Origin of the sequence: Acetobacter conturbans (assembly GCF_011516755.1) — a bacterium.
Taxonomy (GTDB): Bacteria; Pseudomonadota; Alphaproteobacteria; order Acetobacterales; family Acetobacteraceae; genus Acetobacter; species Acetobacter conturbans.
This window is the reverse complement of sequence record NZ_WOSY01000007.1, coordinates 63,681-78,675: the sequence shown is the minus strand read 5'-3', so window position 1 is coordinate 78,675 and position 14,995 is coordinate 63,681. Positions and strand designations below refer to the sequence as shown.

Here is a 14,995-nt window from a genome sequence, read left to right as displayed (position 1 = left end):
CCCCGCCATCCTGCGTTAGACTGCGGGCCAGATGTGCGCCGCGTTTCCATCCCCCCACGAAGCTCCCGCTTTTGTCGCCGGTCACGGTTTCTTCTCGTGCCTCACCGCCGATGGAGAGTTGCTGACGCTCAACCGGACACGGGCCCGCCAGTTCATTCAGGAAGAAGCGGCACCGCTGGTCGTCCATGCGCCCGCGACGGCCCGAATGCTCGGCATTCCGCCACCGGGTCAGCCCGCGCCCTGGTTCGACCTGCTGGAACTATTTGCTTTCGTACATCCCGCCCGCCCCGTCGCGCCTACGCCGCGCGGTCTGGCCATAGCCCTCGGCCTTGGCGATCTCGATGGCCGCCGTGTGGAGGCCAGTGCGTTGCCCGACCTCGCGGCGCGGCTTCTGACCGATTTGCGGGCCCTGAAAAACACACCGGCACATCCTTTCCTTGCCGCCCTCGCCACGCGGCTCGCGCAGGCCGGATGGATCTGGAGCGGAGCCGTGCTGGAAGCGCTGGAGATCACCGGGCCACTATCCCGGGAGGCGATGCAGCCCGGCGAGGCCCTCCGGATCTGGGACCAGCTTCCCAAATGGGAAGATACTCCCCGTCGGCCGCCGCCCGGCTCCAATCCTGTCACACCGGCGGAGGCTCGCGCCCGGCTCGGCCAGATTCTTGGTCCTGATGCCGAGACTCGGGTGGGGCAGGCTGATTTTGCCGATGTCGCCACCCATGCGTTCGCGCCGCGTGAAGGGATGGGGTTTCCCCGCGTCGTGCTGGCGGAAGCGGGAACCGGCACAGGCAAGACGCTCGGCTATATCGCGCCCGCCAGCATCTGGGCGGAGCGCAATGGCGGCGCGGTCTGGGTCAGCACCTATACGCGCCATCTCCAGCGACAGATCGAAGCCGAAACCGCTCGCCTGCACCCGGACCCCGCCGTGCGCCGTAACCATGTGGTGGTGCGGAAGGGGCGTGAGAACTATCTCTGCCTGCTCAATATGGAGGAGGCGGTGAACATCGCCCCCACGCGCGGACCCGGTCCGGTCATCGCGCTCGGCCTGCTCGCTCGTTGGGGCATGGCGACGGTGGAGGGCGATCTGTTCGGGGGCGATCTTCCCGGCTGGTTCGGGGATCTCCTCGGGCATGGCGTGCTGGCCGCGACGGCCGACCGGCGTGGCGAGTGCATCCACGGAGCCTGTCCGCACTATCAGCGCTGCTTCGTGGAACATTCCATCCGCCGGGCGCAGGATGCGGATCTGGTGATCGCCAACCACGCGCTGGTCATGTCGCAGGCGGCATGGGCGCAGTCGCAGGGCCTTCCCGCGCTCGAACTGGGCGACCAGCCGGAGACCGCACCGGAAGAAGCCGTGCCTGACGAGGACGGCATCCCCACGCGCTATGTGTTCGATGAAGGGCACCATCTGGCCGATGCGGCGGATGGGGCGTTCGCGCTCGAACTGTCCGGACTGGAAGCGGCGGAACTCAGGCGCTGGCTGCTTGGCGCCGAGGGGAGCCGCTCCCGGGCGCGGGGATTGCGCCGTCGCCTCGACGATCTGATCGCCGGGAACCCGCGTCTCGAAACGCCCCTCGACGCAGCCCTGCTGGCGGCGAAGGCGCTTCCCGCACCGGGATGGTCTGCCCGTCTGTGGATCGAACCCCCGACAGACCCATCACAGACCGATAAACCGGAGGAAACAGCGGAAGTGGAGGATGTGACTGCATCGCTCTTTCCGATGGCGGTGCCGGTGCAGCTTGTTGAGCCGGTCATCGACAACCCTACCGAAACGCTGCTGCGGCTGCTGCGGGATCAGGTGCTGGCCCGCACGGTTGGCAGCGGACCGGTGCGGCGTAATGGCAGCGAGTGCGACCTGCATCCGATGGTCCCCGGTCTTGCCGAGGCCGCTGACGGACTGGCCCGCTCTCTCAGTCGTATCGCCGAACCGCTCCGCACGCTCGTCAACCGGCTGGAAGACAAGCTGCGCGAGGATACGGACAGTCTCGACACTGCCACCCGCGCCCGTATCGAGGCGATGATCCGTTCGTTGCAGCGCCGCGCCATCGGCCGCCTCGACGGCTGGGTGTCGATGCTCACCACCTTCTGCACCCCACCCGACGAAGTGGGCCCACCGCAGTTCATCCGTTTCATCCGTCTTGAGGCCCGTGAAGGCCAGCGGCGCGGTGAGCAGGATGTCGGCCTGCACCAGCATTGGCTGGACCCGACATTGCCCTTCGCCGCGGTGCTGGCTGCCCCCGCGCACGGGCTGCTGATCACGTCCGCGACCTTGCGCGACGAGACGGACACTGACCAGTCCGCGGAAGCCGAGCAGATATGGGAGGCTGCCGAGGCGCGGGTTGGTGCGAGCCATCTGCCATCCCCGGCGCTGCGAGCTTCCCTCGCCAGTCCGTTCGACTATTCCCGCCAGACCCGCGTGTTCATCGTTAATGACGTCGCGCATGACGACCCGGACACCCTCGCGGCGGCCTATCAGGCGCTCTTTCTGGCATCCGGAGGCGGAGGGTTGGGACTGTTCACGGCCATCGAGCGTCTCCGCGCTGTCCAGCGTCGGATCGCGGCACCTTTGGAGGAGGAGGGCATCCCGCTCTACGCGCAGCATGTCGATGCGATGGACAACACCACGCTGGTGGATGTGTTCCGTACGGAAACCGATTCCTGCCTGCTGGGCACCGACGCGATGCGGGATGGCGTGGATGTGCCGGGTCATGCGCTGCGTCTTGTCGCGTTCGAGCGCGTGCCATGGCCGCGCCCTGATATCCTTCATCGCGAGAGGCGCATGCATCTCTCGCAGGGAAATCCTAAACTGTACGACGACCGGATCGCCCGCCTTCGGTTGCGTCAGGCTTTTGGTCGCCTCATCCGGGCGCGCAATGATCGCGGCGTGTTTGTGCTGCTTGACCGGCGCACACCGTCCCGACTGCTGAGCGCGTTTCCGTCGGGTGTGATTCCACACCGGCTGGGGATTGCGGCGGCCGTGGAGGAGATTCGGACGTTTTTTGAGGGTAGCGAGTGAGTGAGCAGCCCGGCACCGTCTTCCGAAAGGCAGAAGCGGGAACAGCCGGGAACATTCTGAAGTTCAAGCGGCTGCGTCCGACCGTTGCCAGCAGGAAGGGCTGGCGTCCCGATATTGACGGGTTACGCGCTGTCGCTGTGCTCAGCGTCGTTCTCTATCATGTCTTTCCCGCCCTCATGCCCGGCGGTTTCGTTGGCGTGGACGTCTTTTTCGTTATTTCCGGTTTTCTGATCACAGGACATCTTCTGGAGCATGACGCAAAAGGGCGCGTCGGGCTTCTCGATTTCTACCTGCGCCGGATATGTCGTCTCGCGCCGGCTCTGCTGTGTGTCCTTGCCGCGATACTGGTAGCCGGATGGTTCACGCTTCTGCCCGTGGAATTTGCGGAACTGGGAAAAGACGTGAGCGGCGCAGCGCTTTCCATCTCCAACCTGCTGTCCTGGCATGAGCAGGGCTATTTCGATCGGGAAGCTGCCCTGAAGCCTCTCCTGCATGTATGGTCTCTGGGCGTTGAAGAGCAGTTTTATCTTATCTGGCCGCTCCTGCTGCTGGGGATTTGCCGCTGGCACAAACATCGGGGATTCCTGATGGCCAGTGTTTTCACCGTTTCTGGTGTTATCAGCTGTTTTTATGCGTTTACGAACCCGACAGCCGGGTTTTATTCGCCCTTCAGCCGCCTGTGGGAATTTTTGCTCGGTGGCGGTCTGGTTTTTCTCCAGACGTCCGATCATCGCAGAACAGGTCTGGTTTTATCGCCTCGGTCACGCATGATGCTTTCATGGTGCGGGAGCGTTGCCTTTGGTGTGGCTTTGGCGCTGTTACGGCCTGGACGATTCTTTCCCGGTCCACTGGCCCTGTTGCCTGCGGGTGCCACGGCCATGTTGCTTGCGGCCGGACCGGACAGTATCGTCAACAAGGAGCTGCTCTCGCGTCCGGCCCTGCGCTGGATCGGACGGCTCAGCTATCCGCTCTATCTGTGGCACTGGCCATTGGTCAGCTGGCATCACATCATTTACGGCGTGGGAACTTTACGAAACAAGGCCGGACTTTCCATCATCGCGGCTTCGACGGTTCTGGGCTGGCTGACATCGGCGGTGGCGGAGCGTCCTTTCCGCTCACAACATCATCGTGGAAGAAAGGCAGTCAGTCTTTTGGTGGCGCTGGCACTCATGTGTGCGGCAGGATTGCTGGTATGGCAGAAGCAGGGCTGGCCCGGGCGTTACGAACCGAGTGCAGCCACCATTGATGTGTCTCGAATAAACCTTGCCGTGAAACAGGGGATATTTTCCAGAACGCCTCATATGAAAATACGCAGGGAAAACGGTATCACCATCGCTGTCATGGGTGATGCCGGAGACACCGTCATGCTGACTGGCGACAGCCTGCTGTTTCAGTGGGGGCCTCGGGTCGAGCAGCTTCTGGTCGAAGGGCGTCTGAAACATACGGTCGTTTTTGTTTCCGGGCCGGCATGCAGTCCATTTTTCAGAAACGACTATTTGCCTATGTTCAATTTCTGCACTGTCATGCCGGACATTCAGCGACAGGTGATCCAGCAATATCATGTCCGGACCCTTGTGGCCGGTGCAGCATGGCCTCCCATTCTTTTGCAGCACAGACAGGATCAGGAAGCATTCAAGGAAGATATTGTCCGGCAGATAAAGGATTTTTCTTCTCTGGGTGTCCGGGCGGTCTGGCTGATTCTTCCAACACCCATGGATGCCCGTTTTGATCCGGCAGCACTGGTGCAGCGCAGCCTGCTGCGCACGACCGTGAATGAGCAGGCGATCAAATCTGGTGTGCCGATTTCCGAATTGCGTGATTACTCTGATGAAATGGCGGCAACGCTCCGCGATATCGCGCGCCGTTCTCAGGTGGGGGTCATTGATCCCTATGCCGACATCTGTGGAAGTTCCCCGTCATGTTTCATTCTGGATACGGATGGTGAACCGAAATACGCGGACATGAGCCATCTTCGGCCAGAGTTTGTAAAAAAACACATTCATTTTCTTGATTCGATTTTAACATCAGGAAGTGAGCGTTCGTCTGGTAAGTGATTATTAACCAGACCGCGATGGGTTATTAGGTATTTATTAATTACATTTCAAATAGTGTAGTATTGTATCGGAATTCGATGATTCGTTGCGGAGGAGAGTTCAAAAAAACTTGTCCCGGCTTGTCGTCCGATATTTGTATCTCACAAGAACGATTTGAATTTTGCCGATGCATGCCTCCGATCATCTTTTTGGTTTCGCAAAAAACTGATGATTCATCGCTTGTACAAATCCCGAAAAGGGAGCGTGACGCTTCTGGTGGCGTTTTCGGCCTGCGTGCTCATGGTGGGCATGGCTGTTTCGGTCAATATTGGCAACTTGGTTCTCAAACGCGGCAAATTGCAGGAGATCGCGGATTCCGCATCTTTGCATGCAGCAAAGGCCGTTAATGACAGTCTGGTTCTGGACGCGGGAGCCAATGCGTCGGAGATCGCGGAAAGTGCCGCCAGGGCTTCCGTGGCAGCCAATGCCACAGGGCATGGAAACACGTCCGTGCCGGATGTCACGGCGGTGTATATTCCACAAACGGCCTATTCAGGCAGCGTGCAGGTTTCTCTGTCCCAGACACAGAACTTCTTCATGTCCGGTTTCGTGCCTTCCAGTGCCAGAACAATTTCAGTGAGTTCGATGGCGACAATGACAGAAGGGAATTCCTATCTTCAGGTCATCTTTCTGGTGGATATTTCAAATTCGATGGGAGTGGGGGGAACGCCCGCGGCCATTTCGGAACTGGAAAACGGAGCAGGTCGCTGTGCCTTCGCCTGTCACGATCCCAATGGATATTACACGATCAGCAATGGCTGCATCATGTCTTCAACAGGCAGTTATTCATCGAGAGGGGTCTGGCAGCCGCCGTGCGATATGCGCACGGTGGCGAAAGCCTCCGGCATCAGTCTGAAGATTGATTACGTCAATCAGTCTCTCAATTCCTTTCTTACGGAACTGGCGGAATATTCGCAGGATAACAGGAATCATCTGTATGTCGGCATCGATACGTTCGGAACAAATTTCGCACAGCTTCTGATCCCGACCACGGATATAGAGACCGTACAGAATACCGCCTCGGCACTCGATATTGAGAATGCGACCCCGTATGGCAACAAGAACAATGATCCGCGCCGGGGTCCGTTTGACTACAGCGTGTATAATGGTGGTTACACAAAGACCAGTCTCGCTCTCCAGCAGGTCGTTCAGGGACTGGAGAATGTTGGGAACGGCTCCTCGCCCACCAGCCGGAAAACCTATGTCATCTTCATTTCCGATGGGGCGCAGGATGTGTATTCATCGAGGGCAACCTACCAGAGTGTCGTGGATGTCAGTTACGGATCTTACTGCACCCAGTTGAAGAACCAGAACGTGAAGCTCTTCTCCATCTGGGTTCCGTATTATCCGTTTCCCGGTAACAAGCTCTATGACGCGCTCTTCGGTTCTTTGCCGACGAGTGGTTCGGGCAGCATGGAAGGGGCTATGGACGCCTGTTCTTCCGGTTCAGGCTATTATTTTCAGGCCGATGACGGCCCGGCCATCCAGAACGCGTTTTCGTCAGCACTGAATACCATCATCAAGGACAGCGCCCTGCGATTGTCACACTGATACTGGCACTGACTTTGGGGCGTGCTTTCAGCGCGCTGCGAGGTTGCGGGGGCGCGGTTTGCGCATCCGCACGACCAGCGTGTCGAGCGCCGAGAGGAACCGTGAGCGATCGGATTTGCTGAAACCCGCACCGCCGGGTGTCTGCACGCCTGCGGAACGCAGATCCGTCATCAGATTGCGCACGGCGAGCGCCATGCCGATCGAATCTGCATCGAGCAGTTTCCCCTTCGGGTCCAGAACTTCCGCGCCGTTGGCGACGCAGCGCGCGGCCAGCGGGATGTCGGCTGTAATCACGACATCCTGTGGTCCGGCCTGTTCAGCAATCCAGTCATCGGCGCAGTCGGGACCGGCCTCCACTATCACGCGGTCGATTCCCGGCGCATCCGGAATGGCGATCATCCTGTTGGAGACGACTGAAACGGTGATCCCGTAACGGGTTGCGACACGATAGACTTCGTCTTTCACAGGGCAGGCGTCAGCGTCGATATAAATGCGAGTCATGGAAATGTGGTGCCGCAATGTAGCGCGGACGTAAAGCGGGATGCGTCGTCAAAGCTTCCTCATCAAAGGTTTTGCGACATGATTCCGCCTTCGGGGGGAATGGGCTACAACAGGCCCAGCATGTCTGATCGCTCTCTCTCCACTCCCGTTCTGCGCCGCCTGTCCGACGCTGTCATCAACCGCATCGCGGCCGGTGAGGTCATCGAGCGCCCAGCCGCAGCCCTCAAGGAACTGGTTGAAAACGCCCTTGATGCCGGCGCGAGCAGAGTGCGGGTGGTGATTGTGAACGGAGGAGCCGACCGGATCGTCGTGACGGATGACGGCATCGGCATGACGCCCGACGAACTGGCGTTGGCAGTGCAAAGACACTGCACCTCGAAACTCGCGGACGAGACACTGGTGCGGATCGCAACGCTCGGCTTTCGGGGGGAAGCCTTGCCGTCGATCGGCGCGGCGGCCCGGCTGACAATCACATCGCGCAGATCTGATAGCGAATGTGCCTGGCGAATCCATGTGGCAGGCGGAGAAATCTCCCCGCCCGAGCCGTGTGCTGGCGAAAAGGGCACCAGTATTCTGGTGGAGGATATGTTCTTCGCCACGCCCGCACGGCGGAAGTTCCTGAAAAGCGCGCGGGTGGAAGGATCGCACGCCGAGGCGGCAGTGCGCCGTCTGGCGCTGACCGCACCGGATGTGGCGTTCTTCATGGACGTCGACGGGCGCACGATTCTCGACCGTCCCGTGGAAACACTGGAGTCGCGGGCCGCGGCCCTGCTGGGGCTCGACGATGCCGACGGATTGCTACGGCTGGACGGCGAGCGTGGCGATATGAAACTGAGCGGATTCGCATGTAGCCCTTCGGTGCATCGCCCGACAACGGCGGGACAGTTCATGCTGGTCAACGGGCGTGCCGTGGTTGACCCATTGCTCCGCACAGCGCTCCGGGTTGCGTACCGCCGGGTGATTGAGGCCGGTCGGCATCCCGTGGCGGTGATCAGCCTGTCGCTGCCCTACGAGCAGGTGGATGTGAACGTGCATCCCGCCAAGACGGAGCTGCGATTCGCCGATGAGGCCGGGGTACGCTCTCTTGTGATCGGCACCATCACCCGGGCGTTGGGACTCGGTGCCGGCACGGCGGGTGTCCGGCCCGCTTTCACGCCACCGCGTCCGGCGAGAATCGTATATCCCCCGGAAACGCCGCGTTCGGAAGGATTTGCTGAACCGTTCCTGACGCTGGGAGCGCAGCCTGCGGCACGCACGTTCGGGAGTGCTCCTGCCGCATCGAGGGCGCCCTCTTCTCCAGAGATGGTTCGCGATGTGCCGCCCGCTGCGATAGGTCCGGCAACTGCGGTTCCCTCCTTCTCTTCGCCCGCGCCGGAGCATCCGCTCGGGGCCGCGGTGGCGCAGGTTCTGAGCACTTACATCATTGCCGTGACGGCGGAGGAGAACATGATTCTCGTTGATCAGCACGCGGCGCATGAACGTCTGACGCATGAGGTGCTGCGCGAACAGTTTCTGTCCGGCACCATTCAGGCCCAGCGCCTGCTGGTACCGGATGTGGTGGAACTCTCACGCAGTCAGGCTGATCTGCTGGTGTCGCGGGCGGCGGCTCTCTCGAAACTCGGTATCGACCTTGAGCCCTTCGGACCCGGGGCGGTGCTGGTGCGCTCCCTTCCGGCCCTGCTGGGCAATGCTTCGGCCATTGATCTGCTGCGCGATCTGGCGGAGGAGCTGGATGCGGACGAACTGGCGGCGATTGACGAAACGCCCACGCTGGATGCGCGGCTGGATGCGGTCATCGCCCGTATGGCGTGTCATGGCAGCATACGGGCAGGGCGTTCCCTGACGATTGCGGAGATGAACGCCCTGCTGCGCCGTATGGAAGAGACGCCCCGTGCCGGTACGTGTTCGCATGGAAGACCGACATGGGTGCGTCTGACCAGAAACGATCTGGAACTGCTGTTCCGTCGTCGCTGACGTGAATTTAGAGAGTTGAACACCATTGGGTGGGCAGGCTGCGCCGCACGGCGGCGCGGGCCTGAAGGTCAAGATCCAGTACGAATTTCAGCACCGTAGCTGAAAGGCGGATCATGTCTTCAGTGGTCTGGTCTTCTTCCGCGAGATTGTTCGCGCATTGTCTCGCCCAGGCGAGAATGACCGGATCGGTTGAGGCGAAGCGGGAGAGGGAGGTGCGGAGCCCGGCAAGTTCCGCGGTTTTTGGCTGCCGGACATCACTGTCCGGATGATGATCGTGAAATTCCATGGATCGGTTTTACCCTTGCGAAGAACGATTTTTCGTCACCGCAAAGGTTCGCAAGGAAGATTTACGATTGGGTTAAATTGCCTTTTCCTGCCTCCACGTCTGCGTAATTTCCGTTCGACTCCTCATATGGTGCGTTAGGCGGGCGTGAGCACGACGCGCCCGGCAAGGCCGCCCTGACGTGTAGCCGTGAGCGCCTTTTCAAAGTCTTCCAGCGGCAGGCGTTCCGCCACGGGCGAGCGCAGCACGCCGCGCGCCAGCAGGTCGATCGCTTCGTGAAGATCCTCGAGCGTGGACCCGACGGACCCCAGCAGAGTAATTTCCCGCACGATGAAAGAGACCGGGTGGGCACGGAAATCGTCAGTGGTGTAGCCGAGCATGACCATGCGCCCGCGTCGCCGCAACATGCCCAGAGCCGCGCTCATGGCCTCCTGTGTGCCAAGGAGTTCGAAGACGACGTCAGCACCTTCTCCGGTCAGATCCTGCACACGCTCTGCGGTATCGGGCGTCCGGGTCGCATCGATCGTGTGTTCCGCTCCCATTTCGCGGGCCAGTTTCTCCCGTTCGCCACCCCGACCGATGGCGATCACGCGACCACCGGCGTTACGTGCGTATTGGAGAAGCGCCAGTCCGACACCGCCGGTGCCGTTGATGACCACCCACTCGCCCGGATGGATGGCGGCCAGCCGCCCGGCATGAACCGCAGTCGATCCAGCACAGCCCATTGTCGCCGCTTCGGCCAGATCGACATGATCCGGAATGGGCACGCAGTTGCGCAGCGGCACCGTAATATAGTCGGCATAACCGCCGTCACTTGAAAAACCCGGCTGCGCTTTCGGGTGAGGGCAGAGCTGCTCGTCCCCCACGCGGCAGTAACGACAATGGCCGCAACCGATATAGTAATAGACGGCGACTTTCCGATTTTCCCACGTGTGATCGACATCGGCGCCGCACCTGTCGATCACACCGGCAATTTCGTGTCCCACGGTGAAATGCCGCTTTCCCAGATCAAGCAATCCGTCACGGATATGCAGATCGGTGCGACAGACGCCGCACGCCCCGATTTTCACCCGAACTTCCCCTGCTGCCGGTTCGGGAATGGAAACGGCGCGGAGGACAAAGGGCCTGTCAGGCGTATCAAGCTGCACGGCGCGCATGGTCGGGGTGAAAGACATCATGGAACACTCCGGAAGAGGGAGGGTCAGCCCTGTTCCTTGCTCAGTTCTTCGCGGTAATCATCAAGGCTTTTCATGAAATCAGGATCAATCTTGGGCGGCTGTTGCTTCAGCGATTTCAGAGCCTTGATGATCGTCTCGATCACCACAAGCCGCGCGAACCACTTATGGTTCGCCGGGACGACGAACCACGGCGCATAATCGCGCGACGTGTGGGCAATCGCTTCTTCATAGGCGGTTTGATACTGATCCCAGAACTGGCGTTCCTTGACATCGGAGGACGAGAATTTCCAGCGTTTGTCTTTTATGTCCAGACGACTGAGAAGACGCTTTCTCTGCTCGTTTCTTGAAATGTTCAGGCAGAACTTCAGAACGAGTGTGCCTTGTCGGGCCAGATAATGCTCGAAATGACGGATATCGTCGAACCGGCCTTCCCAGAACGCGGGGGTGCCGATCTCGCCCGGCAGATGCTCGCGTTCCAGCAGGTCGGTATGGACGCGAGTGACAAGAACATCCTCATACTGGCTGCGGTTGAAGATCACGATCCGGCCCGCGGCCGGAGCTGCGATATGGATACGCCACAGAAAGCCGTGCACCAGTTCCTGCGCGCCGGGTTGCTTGAACGATGTCACGGAGACGCCCGCCGGATTCACGCCGGACATGACATGCTTGATCGTGCCGTCCTTGCCGGCAGCGTCCATGCCCTGCAGGACGATGAGCATGGAGGCAGTGCCGTTGGCGTAAAGCAGTTCCTGAAGAACGGCGAGCCGTTCCTTCGCGAGTTTCAGGAGGACCTTGCCGTCCTTTTTCCGCAGACCCAGGGCGGCGTCATCATCCGGGTCCCAGTCTTTCAGGTGAAACGGCTTCGAGTCATCCACCCGATACCGCGTGGCGAGGATGCCCAGATCGTCCACGGTTACTGAGTTTTTGGTCTGAGTGCTCATTGATCTTCCTGTCCGTCAGTCCAGCCCGCGCACAACTGCCAGGCCGCCGGACGCCTGACAGACAGGCATCATTTCGATTCGGTTGATGTTCACCCGCGGAGGCAGCCCGATGACCCACGCCACCGTCTCGGCAATGTCTTCCGGCAGAATCGGGTGCGTATCACGATACACGTCCGCTGCTTTCTCATCGTCACCCAGACGGACGCTGCTGAACTCGCTGCCGCCGCAAAGACCCGGTTCAAGATTGGTCGCCCGCACATGCGTCCCCAGCAGGTCCGTGCGGAGGTTGCGCATGAACTGCGACACGAACGCCTTTGTCGCGCCATACACGTTGCCACCCTTGTAAGGGTATGTGCCTGCCGTGCTGCCGATCGTCACGACATGCCCGTGATCGCGCGCCACCATGCCGGGCAGAAGTGCCCGTGTGATCTCCACCACGCCCGAGACGTTCGTGCCGATCATCCGCTCCCATTCATCAATATCCGCTCCCTGTGCGGGACCCATACCGAGGGCAAGCCCGGCGTTGTTCACCAGCACATCCACTTCCCGCCAGCCTTCGGGCAGTTCCTCGGGAAGCGTGCGGAGGGAGTCCCGGTCCATCATGTCGAGCGGGTAGGGAAGGAACGCTTCTCCCAGATTTTGCTGCAACTCTTCCAGCCGTTCGGCCCGTCGGCCGGTGCCGATCACCCGATAGCCGTCATGGATCAGCCGTTCGGTGATGGCCCGTCCGAAGCCCGCTGTTGCGCCTGTTACAAGAACTGTATCAGCCATGTCAGTGTCTCCGGTCATAAGGGGAGGCATTACCCGCTCTCGTGCGGTGTGTTGTCAAATCAGCCGCAGCACACCATATCTGGGCCATGCCGTTTCTCTCCACAGACATGCTCGCCGCCCCGGAAGACGAAGAGTCACTCACCGGGCAGCTTCTCATCGCCATGCCTTCCCTCGCGGAATCCGAGTTCGACCGGAGTGTGATTTATATCTGCGCCCATTCCGCCGAAAGTGGCGCGATGGGGTTGGTCATCAACCGTCGTCTTCCGCAGCCTGCCTTTGACGACCTGCTGCTTCAGCTCGATATCGCGCCCACCCCGCCGCGTCGCCGCATCGGTCTTTGCGCCGGTGGGCCGGTCGAAGCCGGGCGTGGCCTCGTTCTGCATTCTGCCGACTGGGGCGGCGACGGGACGCTGACCGTTGACCAGAAGATATCTCTGAGCGCCAGTCTTGATGTGCTCAGGGATATTGCTGCCGGGGATGGTCCTCGGGATGCGCTTCTGGCCCTCGGGCATGCCGGATGGGAACCCGGTCAACTCGAAGAGGAGATCGGCCGCCACTCCGCATGGCTCGTCGCGCCTGCGTCGCGGGAGATCGTGTTCGGCGCGGATCATTCCGGCAAATGGCGGAAGGCGCTGGCAGCGATCAATATCGACCCGCTGAAACTGGCATCGTTCAGCGGAACGGCGTGAACGACCTTCCTTAAAACCGCTCTCACCTCAAGACTGGTCACGCTGCCCGATTAGTGGGTCAGAAGCCGGTCCAGCCCTTGCAGGCGTCCCTGCGTGAACACCGGGCGAAGGTGTTTCTCATCCGCGAATTTCGGAGTGCCGTTGTCCATAAGAGGGAAACAGGCATCGCGTGATCCACAGATTTCCTCTGTCAGATCGAGTGTCGAAACCTGTGTATCGTGGGCGATGCTTTCCAGAAGGGCGGTGAAGTCAGCGCCTCCGGTCCGTATCGATGACATGGGAACACCGGCCCGCAAGGTGCTGGCGTCGATCATGATGTTCGAGAAGCTTCTTTGCACCATATTCGCCGGGTCGAAATGAATGTTGGCGGGGGTGGGCAGGATGATGGTCACTTCGCGTTTCCCGCCATCCCGCAGCGTTCTGATACGGGCTTCGGCCTGTGCTTTTCTGGCTGGCCATACGGCGGGATCGAGACTGAAGACGCGCTGCCAGAAGGCGCCCATCACGATTTTTCTGATGGGATAGGTGGTGAGAATCCTGTCCTGAAGATCTGACATCGCCTTACAGAATCTGAACTCGGTCGCGTAATGTTCGACGGGGAGGGGGGCGCAGCTCGGTCCCGCGACGAAGATGACCGTGTGCGCGAGTTTTCCCTCCGAGAACAAAGCGTCGATATGGGGCGCCCATTGGAAAAGCAGGCTGTCGCCCGTGAAGAGAATGGGATTGCCGATAGAGGGGCCGATGGTGGCCAGCGTGATGCTGCCGACATGCTCGACGGTCATGTTGGGAGTCACGGGGAAGATACCATCCTGTTCGGCGATACTGATGCTTTCGATATTGATGTCGGTGCCGTGCCGTGACTGCTGACTCAGCAGGCCGGGCCACGCCCAGAGCGCCAGTCCGAGACAGCCTGTGGCGAACAGGCCGGCCAGCAGGCCGCAGAGTGTCGGGCGCGCGGGCGTTCTCCAGCGCAGAGGCGCTTCGATGAAACGATTCGTCAGTGCGGCAAGAACGACGGAGAGCGCGATGATCACGTACCCGGTGCGTCTGCCCTGATTGGTGAGGCCGTGGAGGATGTGCTCGTAAGCGAGCAGGGGCCAGTGCCAGAGATAGAGCGGGTAGCTGATGAGCCCGAGGGTCCGCATTGGCGGCGAAGCCAGCACCCGCTGCGCCAGCCATGTCTTCGGTCCTGCAGCGATCAGCAGCATGACCGCCAGCGTGGGGCATGCAGCCAGAGGTGCTGGAAAGCCCGATGTCGGAGACAGGACGAGGACGGAAAGCCCCAGACTGGCAAGCCCCAGCCAGCTCAGGCCCGTGCGCCAGTGTGATCCCAGAGACCTGACCGCCGGGGCGCCGACGACAAGCGCAGCTCCCAGCATGAATTCCCACATCCGGCTGATCGGCCAGTAGAAACCGGCGTCCGGAGCGAAAAACGTGCACCACAAGCTGAATGTGAAGGATAAGGCGAAGGTGCCTGCCACCAGCCAGCCCAGTGACAGGCGGCGGGTGCGCATACCGATGAGGATCAGAATGGGCCACAGAAGATAGAACTGTTCTTCAATCCCGAGCGACCAGAGATGAAGCAGCGGCTTCAGGGCGGCAGTCCGATCGAAATAACCCTGTTCGTGCCAGGAAAACAGGTTCGAGAAAAAAGTGACGCCTGCGAAGCTGTCCCGTCCGAGGGCGCTCAGTTCATTCGGCAGAAGAACGAATGTTCCGAGCAGCAGCGTGCCGAGCAGGACGCAGAGGAGCGCCGGGGCGAGGCGTCGGACTCGTCGCGCATAAAACGCAGTCAGGCCGATTTCACGGCGACTGAACTGTCCGGTGATGAGAAAGCCCGAAATGACGAAAAACACATCGACGCCGCAAAAACCGCCCGGAAGCGCACGGGGGAAGACATGATAGATGACGACAGCCGTGATCGCGAGCGCACGAAGCCCGTCAATGTCATTGCGATAGTATCCCGAGGCCGGCATGCGAGGCAGATCTTTGTACCGT

The 14,995-nt window shown here is 60.7% G+C and carries 11 protein-coding genes; 5 read left to right on the top strand and 6 right to left on the bottom strand.

Translation table 11 applies throughout. From position 1 onward, the window contains the following. Positions 1–31: 31 nt before the first annotated feature. The 3 genes from GOB81_RS08795 to GOB81_RS08785 all read left to right on the top strand — a co-directional run bounded on the left by GOB81_RS08795 (position 32) and on the right by GOB81_RS08785 (position 6,660). The gene (locus GOB81_RS08795; RefSeq protein WP_173570043.1) at positions 32–3,016 is read left to right on the top strand and encodes an ATP-dependent DNA helicase; all 2,985 of its coding nucleotides are present in this window, start codon (positions 32–34) and stop codon (positions 3,014–3,016) included. After that, positions 3,013–5,070, top strand: coding sequence for an acyltransferase family protein (locus GOB81_RS08790; protein ID WP_173570042.1), 2,058 nt, complete (start codon positions 3,013–3,015; stop codon positions 5,068–5,070). Before GOB81_RS08795 ends, GOB81_RS08790 begins: the two co-directional genes overlap by 4 nt. A gap of 207 nt (positions 5,071–5,277) precedes the next feature. Further along, entirely contained in the window at positions 5,278–6,660 is a 1,383-nt protein-coding gene (locus GOB81_RS08785; RefSeq protein ID WP_173570041.1) for a VWA domain-containing protein, read from the top strand. 27 nt (positions 6,661–6,687) lie between these two features. Here GOB81_RS08785 and GOB81_RS08780 read toward each other — a convergent pair whose 3' ends face one another. Continuing rightward, positions 6,688–7,161 carry a YaiI/YqxD family protein gene (locus GOB81_RS08780; RefSeq protein ID WP_173570040.1) on the bottom strand — a complete coding sequence of 158 codons (474 nt, stop codon included), beginning with the start codon at positions 7,159–7,161 and terminating at the stop codon, positions 6,688–6,690. Between the two features lie 120 nt (positions 7,162–7,281). Between GOB81_RS08780 and mutL the strand changes: the two genes are divergently transcribed. Continuing rightward, positions 7,282–9,135 (top strand): DNA mismatch repair endonuclease MutL, encoded by a 1,854-nt coding sequence (mutL, locus tag GOB81_RS08775; RefSeq protein WP_173570039.1) that lies wholly within the window; start codon positions 7,282–7,284, stop codon positions 9,133–9,135. A gap of 7 nt (positions 9,136–9,142) precedes the next feature. On the opposite strand, the gene GOB81_RS08770 is transcribed toward mutL, so the two are convergent. The 4 genes from GOB81_RS08770 to GOB81_RS08755 all read right to left on the bottom strand — a co-directional run bounded on the left by GOB81_RS08770 (position 9,143) and on the right by GOB81_RS08755 (position 12,308). Continuing rightward, entirely contained in the window at positions 9,143–9,421 is a 279-nt protein-coding gene (locus GOB81_RS08770; protein ID WP_173570038.1) for a hypothetical protein, read from the bottom strand. A 134-nt stretch (positions 9,422–9,555) separates the two neighbouring features. Continuing rightward, positions 9,556–10,596, bottom strand: coding sequence for an alcohol dehydrogenase catalytic domain-containing protein (locus tag GOB81_RS08765; RefSeq protein ID WP_173570037.1), 1,041 nt, complete (start codon positions 10,594–10,596; stop codon positions 9,556–9,558). A 23-nt stretch (positions 10,597–10,619) separates the two neighbouring features. Further along, positions 10,620–11,537 (bottom strand): polyphosphate kinase 2 family protein, encoded by a 918-nt coding sequence (locus GOB81_RS08760; RefSeq protein ID WP_173570036.1) that lies wholly within the window; start codon positions 11,535–11,537, stop codon positions 10,620–10,622. Positions 11,538–11,552: 15 nt separating this feature from the next. After that, positions 11,553–12,308, bottom strand: a complete 756-nt coding sequence (locus GOB81_RS08755) for an SDR family NAD(P)-dependent oxidoreductase (RefSeq protein WP_173570035.1) — start codon at positions 12,306–12,308, stop codon at positions 11,553–11,555. Between the two features lie 86 nt (positions 12,309–12,394). Here GOB81_RS08755 and GOB81_RS08750 point away from each other — a divergent pair, with 86 nt between their 5' ends. Next, on the top strand, positions 12,395–12,997 hold the full coding sequence (locus tag GOB81_RS08750; protein ID WP_173570165.1) for a YqgE/AlgH family protein: 603 nt from the start codon (positions 12,395–12,397) through the stop codon (positions 12,995–12,997). 50 nt (positions 12,998–13,047) lie between these two features. On the opposite strand, the gene GOB81_RS08745 is transcribed toward GOB81_RS08750, so the two are convergent. Beyond that, positions 13,048–14,973, bottom strand: a complete 1,926-nt coding sequence (locus tag GOB81_RS08745; RefSeq protein WP_173570034.1) for an acyltransferase family protein — start codon at positions 14,971–14,973, stop codon at positions 13,048–13,050. Positions 14,974–14,995: the final 22 nt, after the last annotated feature.